Origin of the sequence: Mesorhizobium sp. C268A, assembly GCF_040324475.1 — a bacterium.
Taxonomy (GTDB): domain Bacteria; phylum Pseudomonadota; class Alphaproteobacteria; order Rhizobiales; family Rhizobiaceae; genus Mesorhizobium.
Genome location: NZ_JAMYVX010000001.1, coordinates 2,312,897 through 2,330,627 on the forward strand (window position 1 = coordinate 2,312,897; position 17,731 = coordinate 2,330,627).

Below are 17,731 nucleotides of genomic sequence, written 5' to 3' on the forward strand. Positions count from 1 at the left end.
AGGCGGCTATTTTTATGTCGTTCTATGGAGCGACCGATGATGACGTTTATATCGCCGCGGATTGATGCCCATGCGCACTTCTACACAGCGGAAGATTTGGCGCGCGTCCAAGATCGACTCCCCTATGCGCTGCCTGCTCCGCATCCTCTCAGTGCCTATCTTGACGCTTTGATCGATGCTGGGGTGGAGCTCACCCTGCTCAACAATGTTCACCTGAGCATCCTGCCCGACTCCGAGAACGTGTTTGCGTCCTTTGACGAACTGGCAGGCTTACAGGACCGCGATCCCTTACGCTACGGATGCGTCCGGCTGGTCGGAACGATTCTGGCCGATCCTCTCTATGCCAACGCTGAACGCTTGGCGCATCCGCAGGTGCAGGGTGTTCGTATCGTGCTTCATGATGCGACTCCAGAGGCGATCGGGGATGATGCCTATACCGGTGCCGACTGGCCGCAGCTTTTCGCCCGGTTGCGCGCTGACCAGCATGTGCATGTGTATGCGCAGGAAGCCGCGGTCAACCTGAAGGTGCTCAGACAACTGCCCGAACGAGTTCCTGTCCTGATCGACCACCTTGGCACGTGCCATCCCGAGCGGGGCGTTGACGACCGTGCATTCGCCGCTTTGCTCCGCGAGGCCATTGAGCGTGGCAACGTGTACTTTAAGGGACCCGGATACCGCACGGCGATCGATGCGGCCGCCGCACTGCCTTTCGCTGTTCAAATCGTCGAGCGGGTGGGTGCGCACAGGCTGCTGCTGGAGGCCAGTGACGCCCCCCATGTCGGCGCCGACCGGGAGGGCCTGGCCTACGCCAATCACTTCACTCCTGCGCATGCGTTCGACTTCGGCGCGCGGCTTGCCCGCGCCACCGCCGCACGGACGGGCACCACAGCGGATGCACTGCTTCGCGGCGCATCCGCCGAGATTTTTCCCACCTCCCTTCAAAGGAAAAACCATGACCATCCTGATTGAAGAAGATATCGCCTTCCCTGTGGCCTACCACGACGGTACCCATCCCCTGCGTGGACGGGTCTTCCGCCCTGCCAATCGGAGCGACGAGCACCAGAAGCTCCCTCCGGTGGTCTTCAACTCGGGCTTCACCGGCGGCACCAGTATGTACGGCCAGTTGGTGGGCAAGGCCCTGGCCGGGCACGGCTATCGCGTAATGACGTATGACGTCGCCGGTTTCTTCAAGAATAAGGACGTGCGCAACACCGTCAAGCGCGGCGACATCACAGTTACGAACATTAGCCTCGAGGACCAGAAGGCCGAGGTGCTCGCTGCGACCTCCTGGACCAAGGAGCGCTTTGGCCGCATGCCGGTCGTTGCCTCATGGGCGATGGGTTCGGTCGCCAGCTTGGCCGCCATCACCGAACTGGCCCGCGCGGGCGGCGACCAGGTTCCGTATTACGTGACGATGAACTACACCCGCATGACCTCCTTGCAAAACCTTCGCGCCGACAAGATGGCCGCACACGCGGCGTTGCTGGAGTTGCCCGATGACGAACCGGTACCGTCGTTCGACACCGGGACCGAAGAGACGAGGCTTGGTTACTATCCACTCGACTCGGCTACGCAAGCCTACGTCGATAAGCAGCTCGGCAGCTATACTGATGTCGACGGGGTTGATCGCTGGCCAGGTTGCAGCACTGTGAGCGCGAGGTCGTATAAGGAGTCCCTGGCATTTGACCCGGAGGCTGAGCTCGTCAAGGATTCGGGCCATTTCCCGCCGGCACTAATCATCCATGGGGCGGAGAACACGCTGCACATGCCCGTGGAGTCTGTCCGGCTGCATCAGGTCTATCCGGGGCAGAAAACCAACGCTCCGTTGCTGATCGCCGGCATGGAGCATGGCCAGCAGATGAGCGCCGAGAACATCGTCTTCCGCTACATGATCGAGAACATCGACCGCGGAATCCGCGCGCACACCATGTAACCCGTTCCGTCTTGAACCCGCGCGGCCCTGCTCCATACAGCGCCGCGCCCGGCCTCCTTGAGCACCATGATCCCTAAGCTCCCGTCCGAATCCGTCACGCTTCCACTCTACCAAGCCTTCTGTGCCGAACTTCGGGCGCGCGCTTTGCGGGCGAGCTGTCGGTGGGGGCTAACGACAGAACGGTCATGGCGACTGACAACTCGATCTATCAAATGACGCCGCAGGCGATCGCCTTCCCGCGCAACCGCGATGACCTTGTCCGGATTGCGAAGCTGCTCGCGGAGAATCGGTTCTCGGCCATTCGGGTTGCCCCGCGCGGCGGCGGGACCGGCACCAATGGCCAATCGCTGAGGGACGGGCTTGTTGTCGATATGTCGCGCCACATGAACCGGATCCTCGCGATAGACCCGGTGCGCCGTACGGCTCGGATGGAGGCGGGTGTCGTGAAGGACCAACTCAACGCGGCCTTGAAGCCGTACGGGCTGTTCTTCGCATCCGAGCTGTCGACATCGAACCGGGCCACCATCGGCGGCATGATCTCGACGGACGCCTGCGGGCAGGGATCCTGCCTCTACGGGAAGACCCGCGATCACGTCCTGGAGCTGACGACCGTCCTGTCCGACGGGACGGTCTGGGACTCGGCGCCCCTGGACGAAGAGGCGCTCGCGGCGGCCAAGAACCGCCCCGACCAAGCCGGAGCCATCCATCGCGCCGTCGATGATCTCGAGTGCGGCAACGCGGCGCTCATCACCGAGCGCTTCCCGAAGCTCAATCGCTGCCTCACAGGCTACGACCTCGCTCATATCCGGCGCCCGGACGGCCGCTTCGACCTCAATGCAATCCTCTGCGGATCAGAGGGCACGCTCGGCTTTCTGGCCGAGGCGACGCTCAACGTCCTGCCGCTGCCGAGCCAGACCGCGCTGGTGAACCTGCGCTACGGCAGCTTCGATGCCGCGCTCCGGGACGCGCGGGCCCTCGTCGCCTTCGGGGCGGCCTCGATCGAAACCGCCGATGCAAAAGTGTTGTCGCTCGCCCGGGGCGACCTGATTTGGGCGGGCGTCTCTACATTCTTTCCCGAGGACGACGGGGAACTGGCGCTTGGGGTCAACCTCATCGAGTTCGTCGGGCAAAGCAACGCGCAGGTTGAGGAGGCTCTGGGCCGGCTGACGGCTGCGCTTGACATGGACGGACCCGTTGCCGGACGGCGCGGCTTCACGATCGCCCGTGGGGACACCGAGGTCTCTCGCATCTGGGAGATGCGGAAGAAGGCCGTTGGACTCCTCGGTAACATGAAGGGCGACAAGCCGGTCCCCTTCGTGGAGGACACGGCCGTTCCGCCGGAGAACCTGGCTGACTTCATTGCTGAGTTCCGGGGGTGCTTGACCGGCGCGGACTCGACTACGGGATGTTCGGGCACGTCGACGCCGGAGTGCTCCATGTCCGTCCGGCCATCGACATGAAGGCGGCGGGCGCCGAGGCGCTGATCCGGGACGTCACGGATGAGGTCGTGGCGCTGACGCAGCGATACGGAGGGCTCCTGTGGGGCGAGCACGGCAAGGGTATGCGCTCTGAGTTCTCGCCCCGCTTCTTCGGTCCGCTCTACCCGGTCCTTCAGGCCGTGAAGGCGGCCTTCGATCCGCGCAACCAATTCAATCCCGGCAAGATTGCCGTCCCGGACGGCGGCGTGCTCCTCAGGGTCGATGGCGTGCCGACCAAGGGCCAGCACGACCGCACCATTCCGGCCGGCGTAAGGGCCGGCTATGGCGAGGCGTTGCACTGCAACGGCAACGGCGCCTGCTTCAACTGGAACCCGGACGACGCTATGTGCCCCTCCTGGAAAGGCACGCGCGAGCGCCGGCATTCCCCGAAGTGCCGTGCCCAGCTCATGCGCGAATGGCTGCGGCGGCTCGCCGCGAAGGACATTGACCCGCTGGCGGAAGCGCAACGGCTGCGTGCCCGGCCCGGCTGGCTGATTTTTCCAGCACGGCTTCTCGCAACGCTCCGTCGGGGCGACGATTTCTCGCATGAGGTCCACGAGGCCATGGCAGGCTGCCTCGCTTGCAAATCCTGCACCGGCCAGTGCCCGATCAAGGTGGACGTGCCCACGTTCCGGTCGAAGTTCCTCGAACTCTACCAAGGACGCTATCTGCGGCCTCTGCGCCACCACGTGATCGGGCGGCTGGAGGTGATGCTGCCGTTCCTCGCCAGGATGCCGTCGCTCGTCAACTTAGCGACGGCCCTCAGCCTGCTGCGGCCGCTCGGCCTCGTCCATCCACCGAGGCTGTCTGGGATCGATCTCGGGCGGGAGCTGAAGGCAAGGAACGTCGCCATAGCAACGCCGGACGCGCTCGCCGCCCTGGCTCCGCACGAACGGATGCAGAGCGTCGTCGTCCCGGACGCGTTCACGACCTACTGCGATACGGGAGTGCTGCTCGACATGCTCGACCTCCCCCGCGCGATCGGGATGAGGCCGTGGCTCGCGCCATATCGGCCGAACGGCAAGCCGCTCCACGTTCACGGTTTCCTCAGTTCGTTTGAGCGCCTGGCCGCCGAAACGCCACTGCGCTTGGGCAGCTCGCCGCAGCTGGCGTCGACCTCGTCGGGCTCGACCCCTCTATGACGCTTACCTACCGGCCCGAGTACCCCGCTGCACTCCCCGCGCGGAAGCTGCCGTCCGTGCAACTCATCCAGGAATGGCTGGCCGCCCGGCTGGATGCGCTCCCCCGCGCCACGGGGGCGCCCAACTATCTCTTCTTGCCGCACTGCACGGAGCGGACGAACGCGCAGGCGGCGATGGCAGCCTGGCGCCACGTCTTTGACGCTTGCGGGATCACACTTACCGTTCTGCCGTCCGGCTGTTGCGGCATGGCGGGCACATTCGGTCACGAGGTCGAGCATCGCGCCTTGTCAAAGCACATATATACACTGAGTTGGGCAAGTCACGTGAACGCCGCCGGCTCCTCGGGTCGGCTCATCGCGGATGGCTTCTCCTGCCGGTCCCAGGTTGAGATCATCGATGGTTTTCGCCTCGCCCACCCTGTGCAGGCGCTCCTTGCCGAGCTCTCGAATCGGGCCAAGTAGACCAATCGAAATGCTCCGACAGCCACGCTGTCGGGCCGACCGTCTGGGTGAAGTTGTCCGAAGCGCGTGTCGTGCTGTTGGCAAGTGGGGTGGTTGACGGGCGAAGCGAACACCCAGTATCCGAACGGCGGCCTGCGATTGGATATGAATGACCAAACTTTTGTTAAGAGGGAGCAGCACGGTGACCGACACCGCCGGGAGTGGATCTGTACCCAAACATATTGGGCTGTTGGTTTTTCCGGAGTTCTCGATGATGGCGCTGGCCTCGGCAAGCGAACCTCTGCGTGCGGCCAACAGGCTTTCTGGACAATCACTCTACGAGTGGTATGTGCTGTCATCCGACGGGACTCCCGTTGGCTCGAGCAGCGGTCTTGAGCTACAGACCGTCTCGATCGATGACGCACCCGCAATGGATCGGCTGTTCGTAGTCGCAAGCATGCAAATCGAGAAGCTGCATGATGTCCGAGTGGATCGCTTCCTTCGACGATTGGCCGTCGCTGGTAAGCCGCTCGGCGCGCTCAGCACGGGAACCTTTGTGCTCGCCCGCGCCGGGCTGCTAGCTGGCTATCGGTGCACATTGCATTGGGAGTTGCTGCGCCAGTTCGCGGAGGAGTTCCCATCAATTGAGGTCTGCCGAGAGCTCTATGTGCGTGATCGCAACCGTTGGACATGTGCTGGCGGCACCGCCGCGATCGACCTCATGCTTGACCAGATATCCAGTGATTACAGTGGGCAGCTTGCTGCGGACATTGCTGAGCAGTTCCTGCACAGCCGCATCCGTCGACCTCAAGAGCATCAGCGTATTGCCATTCAATGGCGCTACGGTGTGAACGACGCTCGTCTCACAGCGGCGATCGCTTGCATGGAGCAGAACCTCGAAGATCTCGTCCCCATCGAAGACATCGCCCAGCGTTGCAACCTATCGCAGCGACAGCTCGAGCGTTTGTGGCACCAGCACTTCAACATAACCCCGCAGCGCTTTTACCTCGCCGTGCGCCTGAACGAGGCCCATCGGCTGCTCAAGGAGAGCACCGAGTCCATTGCCTCGATCGCGCTGCGCTGCGGGTTCGTCTCCGCCTCGCATCTTGGCAGCGCGTATCGCAAGGCCTTCGGCCATAGCCCTGGCGAAGAACGGCGAACATCCGACAGTCGTTAGTGGGGCAAACGGATGTCGCTAGGCACTTGGCACGAGATTCCAGATTTTTGAGAGGTCGTGGGCGTTTTGACGCCATATTGTTTGTCGAGCATGGCGTAAACGAGACACCCGCACATTGTCGATGAGCCGGATCCCGCCGAGCCACGCGGCAACGAGCAGGGGCGGCGGAAAGCGGCGAAAGCTCTTCGTCGGCCCGCAGCTCGAGGTACTCGACTTGTTCATAGACGGCCGCGGGGATCGCTTGCGTGGCCTCGGCAAGCAGCACGTTCGGCCGGCGCTCCCGCCGACAGCCGCTCGGCCACCTCGAACAGATCATCGGCGCCGCCAAGCGCTGCTCGGCCGAGAGCCCGAAATTGCGCAACGACATCGCCGGGCCGTCGGTCTCGCGTGCCGTCGGACAGGCCACGATCTCGAACTGCTGGAAATCCTTTTCACCGAAGAAGCGAGATCGGCACCGGTCTGAAGGAACAGCTTTGTCAACGCCGTTGAAATGGCCGGGACGGAACGCACCGCACAAACCCTCGCTCACTCCACCTACAGAATGGTCGCGAACCCTTCCGGATACATCTCAGAGGCATCTGGGGCGTAAAGAACATGGGTGAGAAGCGGTGCGAGCTTGGCGGCCTCTTTGTGCTCGGTTCGCGGATAGGCCACAAGATCGGCCTGGCTGTTGAACTGCTCCGGATTGACACACAGCGTTAAGATCACCCGATCGGCCGTGTCGAGCGACGCCCGCACGAGGCTGAGATGGCCTTCTGAAGGGCACCATCGTCGGCACGCCGGCAACCTTGAGACCTTCGCGGCGCCAGCTGGCAACCATGCTGCGCAATTCCGCAACGGTCCGGACGTTCGTCTTGGCGAGCGGATAGAGAGGGGATGAAGTCGGTGGATACGATCGCCCGCGTTCGGCGCCTTCCATGTGCAGGGCTGGTCGCTGAAGCGGATCAGCCGTGAGTTGCATGTATCGCGGAACACTATTCGCAAGATCCTCAGGTCCGACGAGACGTCGTTCTCTTACGAGCGCGAGCGGCAGCTGAAGCCGAAGATCGGACCGTGGCAGGAACAGCTCGATGCCTTGCTGGAAGGCAACCCTGCCAAAGCAGAGGGCGAGCGGCTGACGCTGATCCGTATCTACGAGGAGCTTCACGCGCTCGGCTATGAAGGCGGCTAGGACGCGATCCGGCGCCATGCGAAGAGCTGGGTGAAGGCACGCGGCTCGGCGACGGCGGAAGCCTATGTGCCGCTGTTCTTCCCACCGGGCGAAGCCTAGAATCAAAGGATGCGCTATGGGCCAGGTTCTTCATGGGAGCGCCACGACGACAGAGGCGATCCGTCGAGCGATACAGCATAGTCAAGAGAGCCTGAGGGCGCTGGCGAAGCGCTACGGCATCAATCAGAAGACGGTTAGGAAGTGGAGGAACCGGACGTCGGCCGCCGATCTTCCGACTGGCCCCAGAGATCCGAAGTCGACAGTGCTATCGACTGAGGAAGAGGCGGTCATCGTCGCCTTTCGGCGTTATACGCTGCTGCCACTGGACGATTGCCTCTATGCTCTCCAACCGACGATCCCGCATCTGTCGCGGTCATCCTTGCATCGCTGCCTGCAGCGTCACGGGATAGGCAGGTTGCCGGATGTCGAGGGCGACAAGCCGGCAAGGAAGAAGTTCAAGGCCTATCCAATCGGCTACTTCCATATCGACGTCGCCGAGGTCCGAACCGAGCAGGGCAAGCTGCATATGTTCGTGGCCATAGATCGGACCTCGAAGTTCGCTTTCGTCGAGCTGCACGAGAAGGCAACGACAGCGGTCTCCGCCGATTTCCTGCGCCATCTTCTTGATGCTGTCCCTTACAAGATCCACACAGTGCTTACCGACAACGGCATTCAGTTCACGACCCCAGGTGCCGGCGGCTCGGCCGTTCCGCTGATCAAGGAGGCCATGGCGGCGGGAGAAATCATATGGGCGCACGCCTTCGAACATACTTGCGCCAAGGCCGATATCGACCACCGAACGACAAAGCCAAGCACCCATGGACCAACGGCCAGGTCGAACGCATGAACCGCACGATCAAGGATGCGACCGTCAAACGCTTCTACTACGAGAGCCATGACCAACTGCGCCAGCATCTCGCCGATTTCGTCTTAGCCTATAATTTCGGCCGTCGACTGAAGACCCTCAAGGGCCTCACGCCCTTTGAATACATCTGCAAAATCTGGACAAAAGAGCCCGAACGATTCAGGCTCGATCCAACCCATCAAACCTTGGGACTAAACATTTACCAGTTCGACTGGAGCCACGAGATCGTCCTGATCGACGGCGTGAGCGCGTCATCCTAAACCGATATGTCGGGCCCGGACCCAGCGCGGCCCCGACCGCGCCGCCGTTATGCTTACCTGGCAATGGAAACGCCTGCGCGAAGCCGACAAGCCCGCCGATCCGCAGGCCAACTGACCTTCACGCAACGCCATCATAGAGCCCGCCGAGGGCACGCGCGTGTGCCAATCCTGCTGTCTTCGTCGTATGCGTACCTGAGGTCAACGATTACACCCCGGCCGTTGGCCCCCGACGATTTCCATCCGGTCACCGGTAGACACCGCTTGGCTGGTCGTAGCTGGTACTTCAGAGTGCGATCGCGCAGGAGCCGGCGCCTCCGGCTCTACATCGTTCAGGCTGGGACCGACGTACGCATCCGGTGAAAACCGTAGACGTGCGTACCCGGTGGCTATGAGCACCGCGGTGCTGGGGTCAAGCTTTCGATGGGGAGACGCGATGATATTCTTCGAGGAGGAGCTTGACCTCTTCGATGCCTTCATCGGTGAAGGCCAGTGTTCCGTCGTCATCGTCAGGCCCGTAGATCCAGATGACGCCATCCTCGGGCTCGAGACCGAGGGGCAGTTCCTGGATGAGGTCTTCGCTGACGCCGAGGTCCCTGGCGACACGGTCGACGGTATAGACGTGATGCACCTTATTGCGCTGCATGATCAGGCCGCCGCTGGTTGGGTCCGCAGTTTTGCGGGTATCCAATTCCACGGCAGCAAATCATCGATCCGATGGGCCGGATAGGCGGGCAGTCGGGCGAGGACGTCGGCGAGCCAGGCCTGCGGGTCGATATCATTCATCTTGGCGCTGACGATCAGGCTGTAGAGAATGGCAGCGCGCTGTCCGCCGCGATCGGAACCGCAGAACAGCCAGGACTTTCTGCCGAGAGCGATGCCGCGCAGGGCTCGCTCGGCTGCATTGTTCGACAGGCAAATCCGCCCATCGTCGAGGAACCGGGTGAAGGATGACCAGCGGCGCAGCATGTAGTTGAAGGCCTTGATCAGATCGTGTCCGCGCGTCTCGATCATCCAGCGCTCGAGCTCGGTGACCAGCGGCGCGCTCCGCTCTTGGCGCACGGCGTGGCGTTGGGCCGGCGACAGGCCGTTGATCGCGCGCTCGATATCGAACAGGGCATCGATGCGCTTCACGGCGTCGATCGCCAGCGGATAGACCAGATTGGGCTTTTCGCCGTGCGCCTTCTTGCGCGCCGCCGCTTCGACATCGGCCAGTTCGAACACTTTGCGCCGGCTGTGGGCCCAGCAGCTGGCTTCCAGAACAGGCGCCGCCTGACGACCCGTCGCATAGAGATCGCCATAACCGCCAAAGGCATCCGCCTGCAGAATGCCGCTCCAGCCGGCGAGATGCGCCGCCGGATGTTCGCCTCGACGATCGCGGGAATAGTAGAACACTGCCGCCGGCGGCTCGGCGCCACCGAACGGTCGGTCATCGCGCACATAGGTCCATAATCGCTCGGTATCGGTCTTGCCCTTGGCCAGGACCGGCACCATCGTGTCGTCGCCGTGCAGACGTGAAGCGGCCAGCACATGGGCTTCGAGCCGCTTGAACAGCGGCATCAGCGCCGCGGCGCCGGCGCCGACCTGGTCGGCGAGCGTCGACAGGCTTCGCGGGCATAGCGTTCGGCCTTGCGGTTGAGCGGCTGATGCTGGCCGAACTTCTCGAACAGGATTATCGCCAGCAGGCCGGGACCGGCCCAGCCCCGCGGGGTGGCGTGAACGGCGCCGGAGCCTGGCTGATCGCCTCGCAGTCGCGGCAGGTGAACTTCTCCCGCACATGTTGGATCACCTTCCATTGCCGCGGCACCACCTCCAGCGTCTCGGTGATATCCTCACCCAGGCGCCGCCGATGACCGCCGCAGCAGTGGCAAGCGGTCGGCGCCGGCTCGACCACGCGTTGGCGCGGCAGATGCTCGGGAAATGGCTGGCGCGCCGGTCGTTTGCGCACATAAGGCGCCACCTCGGTGGTCCGGGCCGCGGCCTGTTCGGCGGCGATCTCGTCTTCCGTCGCGGTGCTCTCGAGCTCCTCGAAGGTGAGCTCCATCTGGTCGTGCAGGCGGGCTGAGCGTTCAGAACTCTGACCATGCAGCGCCCGCTGCAGCTTGCGGATCGTCAGATCCTGATGTGCGACCAGCGCCGCATCATCCGATGCCTTGGCCCTGGCGACCGCCAGTTCGGCCTCGACCAGCGCAGCGCGGGCGGCCTCGTCTTCGGCTCTGGCCAGCGCCGCGGTCACCGCTGCTCTCAGCGCGCCGATATCGTCCGGAACAGCATCGTGCGCGGTGGCAACCATGCCCTGGAGTGAATCATAAAAGCGTCCGCTGACTCGCGGAAAATGGCGCAAACTCAAAGAAAAACTCAGCCCGCGCGCTGGGGGCGGAACGTGTGAAGCGGGTTGCGCCAATCGATCCCGTCGAGCATGTAGGCGAGCTGCGCCGGTGATGTCGGCCGAATTGAAACTGACCCCTGACGAAATGAAGAACTGACCTCCTCGGTTATGAGAGGAGGCATGGATGACGATTGGGATTTCGGGATTCCTGCCCGCCATGGCGGCAATGCCGATGTGGTGCGCCAGGAACTGGAGAGCGAACATGGGATCGGGGCTTCGTTCGGTGGAGCTTCGGGTGCAGGGTAGAAGCGCGCGACGGTTCGGTTTGAGACGGCGCCGGGACATCAGATTCAGATCGACTTTGGCGACACGCGGGCGTGGATCGGCGGCGAGCGTGTTCGGGTGCACCTGTTTGTAGCAACGCTGAGTTACTCGCGTCGGCTGCATATCCGTCCCTCGCTTCGGAAGCGCCAGGCGGACTGGTTCGAGGGGATGGAAGGAGCCTTCCTTCGCTTCGGCGGGGTTCCAACGGAAGTACTGTTCGACAACCCGAAGGCGCTGGTCGAACATCACAATGCGACGACGCGGGAGGTGCGGTTCAACATGCGGCTGCACGCCTTTGCCCGCTACTGGGGATTTACGCCGCGGGCTTGTGCGCCCTACCGGGCGCGTACGAAGGGGAAGGACGAACGCGGGTCGGCTACGTCAAGCGCAATGCGATTGCCGGCCGCCGGTTCGAGAACCGGGCGGCGTTCGAGGCGCATCTGGACCGGTGGACGCGCGAGATTGCCGATCAGCGTGTGCATGGCACGACCGGCGTGGCTCCTGCGGAGCGGTTTGCCGAAGAGGCCGGGGCGCTTCGCCCTCTGGGCGGACGGGCGCCGTTTGGGCAGCTGCGGGATCTCGTGCGCAAGGTCCAGGCGGACTGCGCTATCGACCTGGACACGAACAGTTACTCGGTTCCCTGGCGGCTGATCGGGGAGAGCGTCCAAGTCGTGGTGTTGGGCGGCCGCGTTATCGTGCGTCATGCGGGCGAGGTGATGGCGAATCATGCCTTGTGCGGGAGACGTCGCCAACGCATTATCGAGCGCGCGCATCTTGCCGGCGTAGTCGGCGCTGCTGCGCCGGTACGATCGGCGGATATTGTTGCGCCTTCCGCTCTGTCGCGGCCACTGGCCGAATATGAGCAGCTGGTGATGACGGCGGTCGATCACGAGATGTTGGTGGCTCAGCTCGACCGGCTGAAGCTGACCGCGATCCGGGATCAGCTCGATACGCTGCTGGGCGAAGCGGCGCGTTTGCAAATGACCTTGCGCGAGGCTTTGGCCTTCCTCGTTACGCGCGAGATCGCGAGGCGCGACGAGCGGCGCATCTCCATGGCAGGCAAGATCGCGCAATTCCCGTTTGTGCGCGAACTCGACGGCTTCGACTTCGACGCGCAGCCGTCGCTGGATCACCGCCAAATCCGGGAGCTGGCGACCTGCCGCTGGATTGCTCATGGGACACGGTCCTGTTCCTTGGACCTCCGGGTACGGGCAAGACACATCTGGCGGTGGCTCTCGGGCGCGAGGCGATCCGGCAGAACCATAGCGTCCAGTTCGTCACGGCGGCCACGCTCGTGGCGATGCTGGCCAAGGCCCATGACGACGGTTCACTCGAAAAGCAGCTGACGACCCTGTCGCGCCCGAAACTGTTGATCATCGACGAGCTCGGCTATCTCCCGTTCGAAGCCAATGCCGCGCATCTGTTCTTCCAGCTGGTGTCGCGGCGTTATGAGCGGGGATCGATCCTGATCACCTCCAATCGCTCGGTGGGCGAATGGCGCATCGTATCGCTCGACGGATCGCCTCTGTCGTCGTGGCGCTCCCGTGTAGAACCTGGCCCATAGCGCATCCCTCCATTCCTGCGAGAAGACTGCATCATCAAAGCCCGGAATCAAACACCTCTCCTTCGGCGCTCTGATCGCCGACAAGGCCTTCGACAGCAACACCCTCATCGCCGATGTGAACGAGCGTGGCGCCAAGATCGTCATTCCCCAGCATCCGCGCCGAACAAAGCCGATGCCGCTCGATGCCGAGATGTACAAATGGCGTCATCTGATCGAGAATTTCTTCTGCAAACTCAAAGAGTTCAAACGCATCGCCATGCGCGCCGACAAAACCGACCAGAGCTTCAATGCCATCATTCATCTCGCTGCTGCCGTCATTAACTCCAAATGATCTCAACAAGCCCTAGATTAGGTCTCTTTTCTTCCTAAGGGCCCAGTTTCTGGAAATAATGCGCTTGTCACCCTCAAAAGCGTCTAGCCGAGCCTCGATGATGAATTCGGTCTCAGTGGCCCGGAAAAAGGTATGAGACTTGGCATAGGCCTGCCAATCACCTCGTCCCTGCCGGTGCCAGTTCTCAATCTCAATCGTCGCAGATAGCGGGTCATCCTCTCCGGTGCGGAATGTCTCAAGCTTTCCGCCTTCTATCACCAATCCTATTTGCTCGATGGTCTTAGATCCGTAGTCCCTGGCAAGAACATACGTCGTTTCCCCCGTCACTAGATCACGTGTGGTTGTTTCTCGTGTTGAGAAGTCCCGATGGATCGTAGCTTGCTCCGACGGACCGGCTTCGGCAGGCAAGAACGGTTTCAAATGCTCGTCTTCTGAACGCGGAGCTCGCGTGGGCAATTCCAATTTGCTTGCGCCAGCAATAACACTGACTGTGACTAGTTCCGGACTTGGCCAGACCAGCGGCCAATAAACTGAACTCACAGCCACACGAATTCGGTTTCCGGGTGGAAAGGCATAAGCCGAATCCTTTAACTGGACACGCACCCTGTACCGCTTCCCGGGTTCAAGCGTAGTCGGCGTTTCATGGCTGTCGCGATGTGTAAGATTGAGCAAGCCGTAGCTGACCCGCGTGGAAGCACCATCCGGCGCGACATCGTTTAAGCGCACACAGATCTGTGCCACAGGTTTGTCGCTCGATATTTCCAGCTCGAGGACAGGAGCGCCGAGAATCTCTAATCTGAGAGCGAGCGGCTCACTATCGAAGCACAAGGACTTGCCGTCGTCCTCGCGCTGGTCCGCCGGCATGTCGCCAGGAATGCCCCACGCGCTAAAACGGCCGGCAGCTGCGCCCGTATGAAGAGGTGAGCGGATTTTCAGTTCTGTTTCTGGTCCTGGCACTGTAGAAAGCGTACCTACATTGAGCATCAAATATTGCGGCTCAATATGCGGACTAGGCCAAGAGGGTTCGGCGACCCAGCGACCTGGACGCTCGCTGTAGAAAGTCTTCGGTTGCGCAGGTTCACACATCCAGACGCGATACATCGGTTCATCCATGATGCCCGTATCCTTGCCCTTCAGCCAGTGATCCCACCATCTTAGGCATTCCTGCAGGAACCCTATTTGCGGCCCCGGATAGGCCCCAGGCGAATGCGGATAACAATGGCCCCAGGGGCCCATCAGCCCTTTACGTGGTACACTCAGCTTTGATAGCAGCCGCGGCACCGTGTTGGTGTATCCATCAGTCCAGCCGCTCACCGCGTAAATCGGACAGAGGATGCTAGAATAGTCCTCACAAACCGAGCCGTGCTTCCAGTATGCATCACGACGCTGATGCTCTAGCCAACTATCGAGCATCAGCGGTTGGTTCTCCAATCGCTTAAGCCACATCTCTCGCCAGCGCTCTCCCACCAACTCCGGATCGGGCGCGTAGGACAATACCGCAGCCATCTCCTCTGCCCACGTTATATTCCGAAGCAGCAGACATCCGCCGATATAGTGAATGTCGTCCCGATAACGATCGTCGGTTGAGCACAGCGTAACTACAGCCTTCAATTCCGGGGGCTGCCTCGCAGCAACCTGCAATCCGTTGAACCCGCCCCATGAAATACCGATCATACCACATGCCCCGCTGCACCAAGGCTGCTTTGCCAGCCAGGCCAAAACTTCGAGGCAGTCATCCTGCTCCTGCTTTGTATACTCGTCGAACATCAACCCGCCCGACTCGCCCGTGCCTCTCAGGTCAACGCGCACGCCGGCATAGCCATGACCTGCATAGTACTGATATGTACCTGCGTCTCGCGCGGATGTCCGCTTGCCATACGGGATGTATTCGAGGATCGCTGGCACAGGATCATTCTCTGCGTCCTCCGGAAGCCAGACACGCGCGGCTAGCCGTGTGCCGTCCGAGAGGGGGATGAACACGTTCTCAATCTCACGCACTTTTCGTGGGAAGTCTGTCACGATCTTCATTTTGAATCCTAAAAATTGTGATCCTGCTGCGTCGCAACATTATTTGGTGGCAAGGCGCTAACAGAACATCGCCGCCGTGCTGCGCTACACAGCAACAAGAAAAGTTAGGTGTCTCGCATCTACCATCCCCCTTTCAGTGGCCTGCAGACAAGACTTAGGCCGGTCCTTTGCGCACCTCGCCAGGCCAAGCCAAGCCAAGCAGTCAAGCGCGCCACAGGTTACAGCCAGGGACCGCTCAGAGCGCCCGCTTCGTGAATGTAGCAGCGTCAAATGGGTCGCTTTGAGCGAGTTATCGTTTTTGAACGCAGCCAATCTGCGTTTTAATCGCTGCGCACGCACTAAGCCGACGATTGCTGGCGGGAGTGGAGGTTCTTCACTCTACGGTGATCCAAGGGATCGGCCGGACACCCTGGAGCAAGGGCCATCGAGTCCCAGGGCGCGGGAATGACTGCAGCCCAGTAGGTCACGGGTTGGGAAAGGGAAACCAGGAAAGCAGTGGAACGATTGCTTTGACCGCCTTACGCTTCGGTTGCGAACCGCGCCGGGTTCCCCGAGCCGTTTCGATTGATGAGGTGGAACGGCGCGCTATGCAGCATCAGAGTGCTAAAACGTAGTGTTATTTAACACCACAAGGTAGGAGCCGTTCCGTGAAGCATATTACCACGCATCGGGGTGGATTTGGCCAAGCAGTTATTCATATTCACGGCGCTGACGCCGAGGGTTCTCCAATCGTCAACCGGAAGCTCCGCCGCGCCGATGTGCTGCGGTTTTTCGAGAAGCAGCCTGCGTGTCTGGTCGGGCTTGCGGCCTGCGGCGGTTCGCATTACTGGGCGCGCGAGATCGCAGAACTTTGTCATGACGTGCGGATGATCCCGCCGGCTTATGTCAAGCCGTTCGTCAACCGGGGCAAGACGGACGCCGCCGACGCCGACGCGATCCGCGAGGCCGTGATCCGCAAGACGATGCGCTTCGTTCCGGTCTAAACGGCCGAGCAGCAGGCGGTCGCGACTGGTGCTGAAGACACGCGGTCTTCTCTGTTCGTCAGCGAACTCAGGTGATCAATGCGCTGCGCGCTCATTAATCGGAATTGGGCATCATCGCCGGCATCAGCTGGCGAAAGTTGCGGGGTTGATCGATATCGTGCGCAATGAGACCGATGCTCGGTTGCCGAAAGCTGTCCGTTTGGCTTTATCGGCCATCGCAGATCAGATCGAGGCGCTGATGCGACGGATCGATAGTCTCGAGCGGGAGATTGTTCGCGAGGCAAAATGTGACGAGGATATGCGGCGGATGGCTCGATACCAGGTGTCGGAGCAATCACGGCAGCTCCATCGCCGAAGTCTCATTCCAGCGGAGGCAAAGAGCGCCTGGGAGGAATATCGAAGATGGGCGATCCGGAGCTTCGCTCCCTGCTGGTGCTCAGTGCGACTTCTGTTCTGCGGCATATGCGGAGGCAACGCAATACGCCGAAATGGCTGAAAATGGTCTTCGAAGCGGCGGCCCTACAAAGTCGTGCTGTCGCGTTCGTCAACAAAGATGGCCCGGATCATCTGGTGCTTCTGACCTAGGGCGGGACATTTCAGGGTCTTGAGGTGGCAGGGAGCGCTTGAGCTGAAGACGACCCCAACGAACTGACCGGTGCGGTAGCCGGCAGAGGCGAGGTGCACGAAACAGACGATCCCGAGGCGAGAGAGGCCGCGCGACTCAAATGCGCTCACGCGTTCGTTTGATCAGCCCGTCGCATCGCACTTCATCGAGGCCAGCGGTCAAGGGCTGCTTCGACAACATCAGCCATCATCATCTATTAGAAAAGCTACGCAAGCGCGTCGCTGACCGGAGGGTGACGAGGCTGATCGGGCAGTTCCTGAAAGCCGGTGTTCTCTCCGAGAATCAGTTCCTTCGTACAGAGGCCGAACCCCTCAGGGCGGGATTATCTCACCACTGCTTGCCAAGGTCGCGCTCAGCGCGATCGAAGTGCGGTACGAACGGTGGGTGTATCAGCGCACCAAGGCTCATGCCGACCGTCAATGTGACCGGAGAACCGCGGCAGGCAGAGCGCGCTACTGGGATCGCATGGCTGGTCGCTGTGTGTTCCTGCGGTGCGCTACGCCGACGATTTTGTGGTGCTGGTGTCCGGTACGCAGGAGGATTCCCCTCGCGGAGAAGACCGCGCTGGCGGACTACTTGCGCCGGGCCACAGGCCTTGAGTTGTCGCCGGAGTAGACGAAGGTCACGGCCATGACAAGCGGGTTCGAGTTCCTCGGATTCCGCTTTGTCATGCACTGGGATGGACGCTACGGCTACGGCCCACGCGTCGAGATCCCCAAGGCCGCCGATTGCGCGGCGACAATCAAGGTGAGAGTCGTATTGCCTCGCGGTGGCGAAGTGGGCCGGGATGAAATGGCCAAGGTTGCACTTGCGCGCAAGCTGGCGGTGGTCCTGCACCAGATGATGCGCAGCACTGAGCGCTTTCTGCCGACAGGCCGTCCTGAGGCAGTCGTGTCGTGAAGCGTTCGATGAGAGGATAAGGATAAGGAGGAACACGGCGGGCATCGACACCACGTCCGCCGTTACGACGTCCCTTGCCGGGACGGTGGACCCGGCCGCTAAGACGGGAGCAGCTCATTTGATGACCGCCATCTGGTGGCCATGC

General features: G+C 61.7%; 7 protein-coding genes and 9 pseudogenes. 11 read left to right on the forward strand and 5 right to left on the reverse strand.

Annotated features, from left to right (window positions below; all coding sequences use genetic code 11):
* Positions 1–36: 36 nt before the first annotated feature.
* From NKL06_RS11175 to NKL06_RS11190, 4 genes and pseudogenes are all read left to right on the forward strand, one after another.
* A complete protein-coding gene (locus tag NKL06_RS11175) occupies positions 37–969 on the forward strand; it encodes an amidohydrolase family protein (protein WP_023694817.1) in 933 nt (310 codons plus the stop codon).
* The gene (locus tag NKL06_RS11180) at positions 953–1,933 is read left to right on the forward strand and encodes an alpha/beta hydrolase (RefSeq protein ID WP_023694816.1); all 981 of its coding nucleotides are present in this window, start codon (positions 953–955) and stop codon (positions 1,931–1,933) included. The genes NKL06_RS11175 and NKL06_RS11180 overlap by 17 nt, the downstream gene beginning before the upstream one ends.
* A 66-nt stretch (positions 1,934–1,999) precedes the next feature.
* Positions 2,000–5,014 (forward strand): annotated as a pseudogene (gene ydiJ / locus NKL06_RS11185) (D-2-hydroxyglutarate dehydrogenase YdiJ).
* Positions 5,015–5,195: 181 nt separating this feature from the next.
* Positions 5,196–6,170 (forward strand): GlxA family transcriptional regulator, encoded by a 975-nt coding sequence (locus tag NKL06_RS11190; RefSeq protein ID WP_031210778.1) that lies wholly within the window; start codon positions 5,196–5,198, stop codon positions 6,168–6,170.
* A 229-nt stretch (positions 6,171–6,399) separates the two neighbouring features.
* On the opposite strand, the pseudogene NKL06_RS11195 reads toward NKL06_RS11190, so the two are convergent.
* Positions 6,400–6,699: pseudogene (locus NKL06_RS11195) on the reverse strand (pantoate--beta-alanine ligase); the annotation flags it as partial.
* Between the two features lie 5 nt (positions 6,700–6,704).
* The gene (locus tag NKL06_RS11200; RefSeq protein ID WP_023694811.1) at positions 6,705–6,908 is read right to left on the reverse strand and encodes a pantoate--beta-alanine ligase; all 204 of its coding nucleotides are present in this window, start codon (positions 6,906–6,908) and stop codon (positions 6,705–6,707) included.
* A gap of 151 nt (positions 6,909–7,059) precedes the next feature.
* Between NKL06_RS11200 and NKL06_RS32715 the strand changes: the two are divergent.
* Positions 7,060–7,177 (forward strand): annotated as a pseudogene (locus NKL06_RS32715) (helix-turn-helix domain-containing protein); the annotation flags it as partial.
* A 279-nt stretch (positions 7,178–7,456) separates the two neighbouring features.
* Positions 7,457–8,505 (forward strand): annotated as a pseudogene (locus NKL06_RS11210) (IS481 family transposase).
* Between the two features lie 409 nt (positions 8,506–8,914).
* Here the strand turns inward: NKL06_RS11210 and NKL06_RS11215 are convergent.
* Positions 8,915–9,148 carry a hypothetical protein gene (locus NKL06_RS11215; RefSeq protein WP_023693486.1) on the reverse strand — a complete coding sequence of 78 codons (234 nt, stop codon included), beginning with the start codon at positions 9,146–9,148 and terminating at the stop codon, positions 8,915–8,917.
* Positions 9,149–9,150: 2 nt separating this feature from the next.
* Positions 9,151–10,795 (reverse strand): annotated as a pseudogene (tnpC, locus tag NKL06_RS11220) (IS66 family transposase).
* Between the two features lie 249 nt (positions 10,796–11,044).
* Between tnpC and istA the strand changes: the two are divergent.
* From istA to NKL06_RS11235, 3 pseudogenes are all read left to right on the forward strand, one after another.
* Positions 11,045–12,018 (forward strand): annotated as a pseudogene (gene istA / locus NKL06_RS11225) (IS21 family transposase); the annotation flags it as partial.
* A gap of 9 nt (positions 12,019–12,027) precedes the next feature.
* A pseudogene (istB, locus tag NKL06_RS11230) lies at positions 12,028–12,683 on the forward strand (IS21-like element helper ATPase IstB); the annotation flags it as partial.
* 97 nt (positions 12,684–12,780) lie between these two features.
* Positions 12,781–13,050 (forward strand): annotated as a pseudogene (locus NKL06_RS11235) (transposase); the annotation flags it as partial.
* Positions 13,051–13,062: 12 nt separating this feature from the next.
* Here the strand turns inward: NKL06_RS11235 and NKL06_RS11240 are convergent.
* A complete protein-coding gene (locus NKL06_RS11240; RefSeq protein WP_023693488.1) occupies positions 13,063–15,078 on the reverse strand; it encodes a CocE/NonD family hydrolase in 2,016 nt (671 codons plus the stop codon).
* Between the two features lie 654 nt (positions 15,079–15,732).
* On the opposite strand from NKL06_RS11240, the pseudogene NKL06_RS32720 reads away from it, so the two are divergent.
* A pseudogene (locus tag NKL06_RS32720) lies at positions 15,733–16,641 on the forward strand (IS110 family RNA-guided transposase).
* Positions 16,642–17,316: 675 nt separating this feature from the next.
* Entirely contained in the window at positions 17,317–17,586 is a 270-nt protein-coding gene (locus tag NKL06_RS11255; protein ID WP_023693491.1) for a hypothetical protein, read from the forward strand.
* Positions 17,587–17,731: the final 145 nt, after the last annotated feature.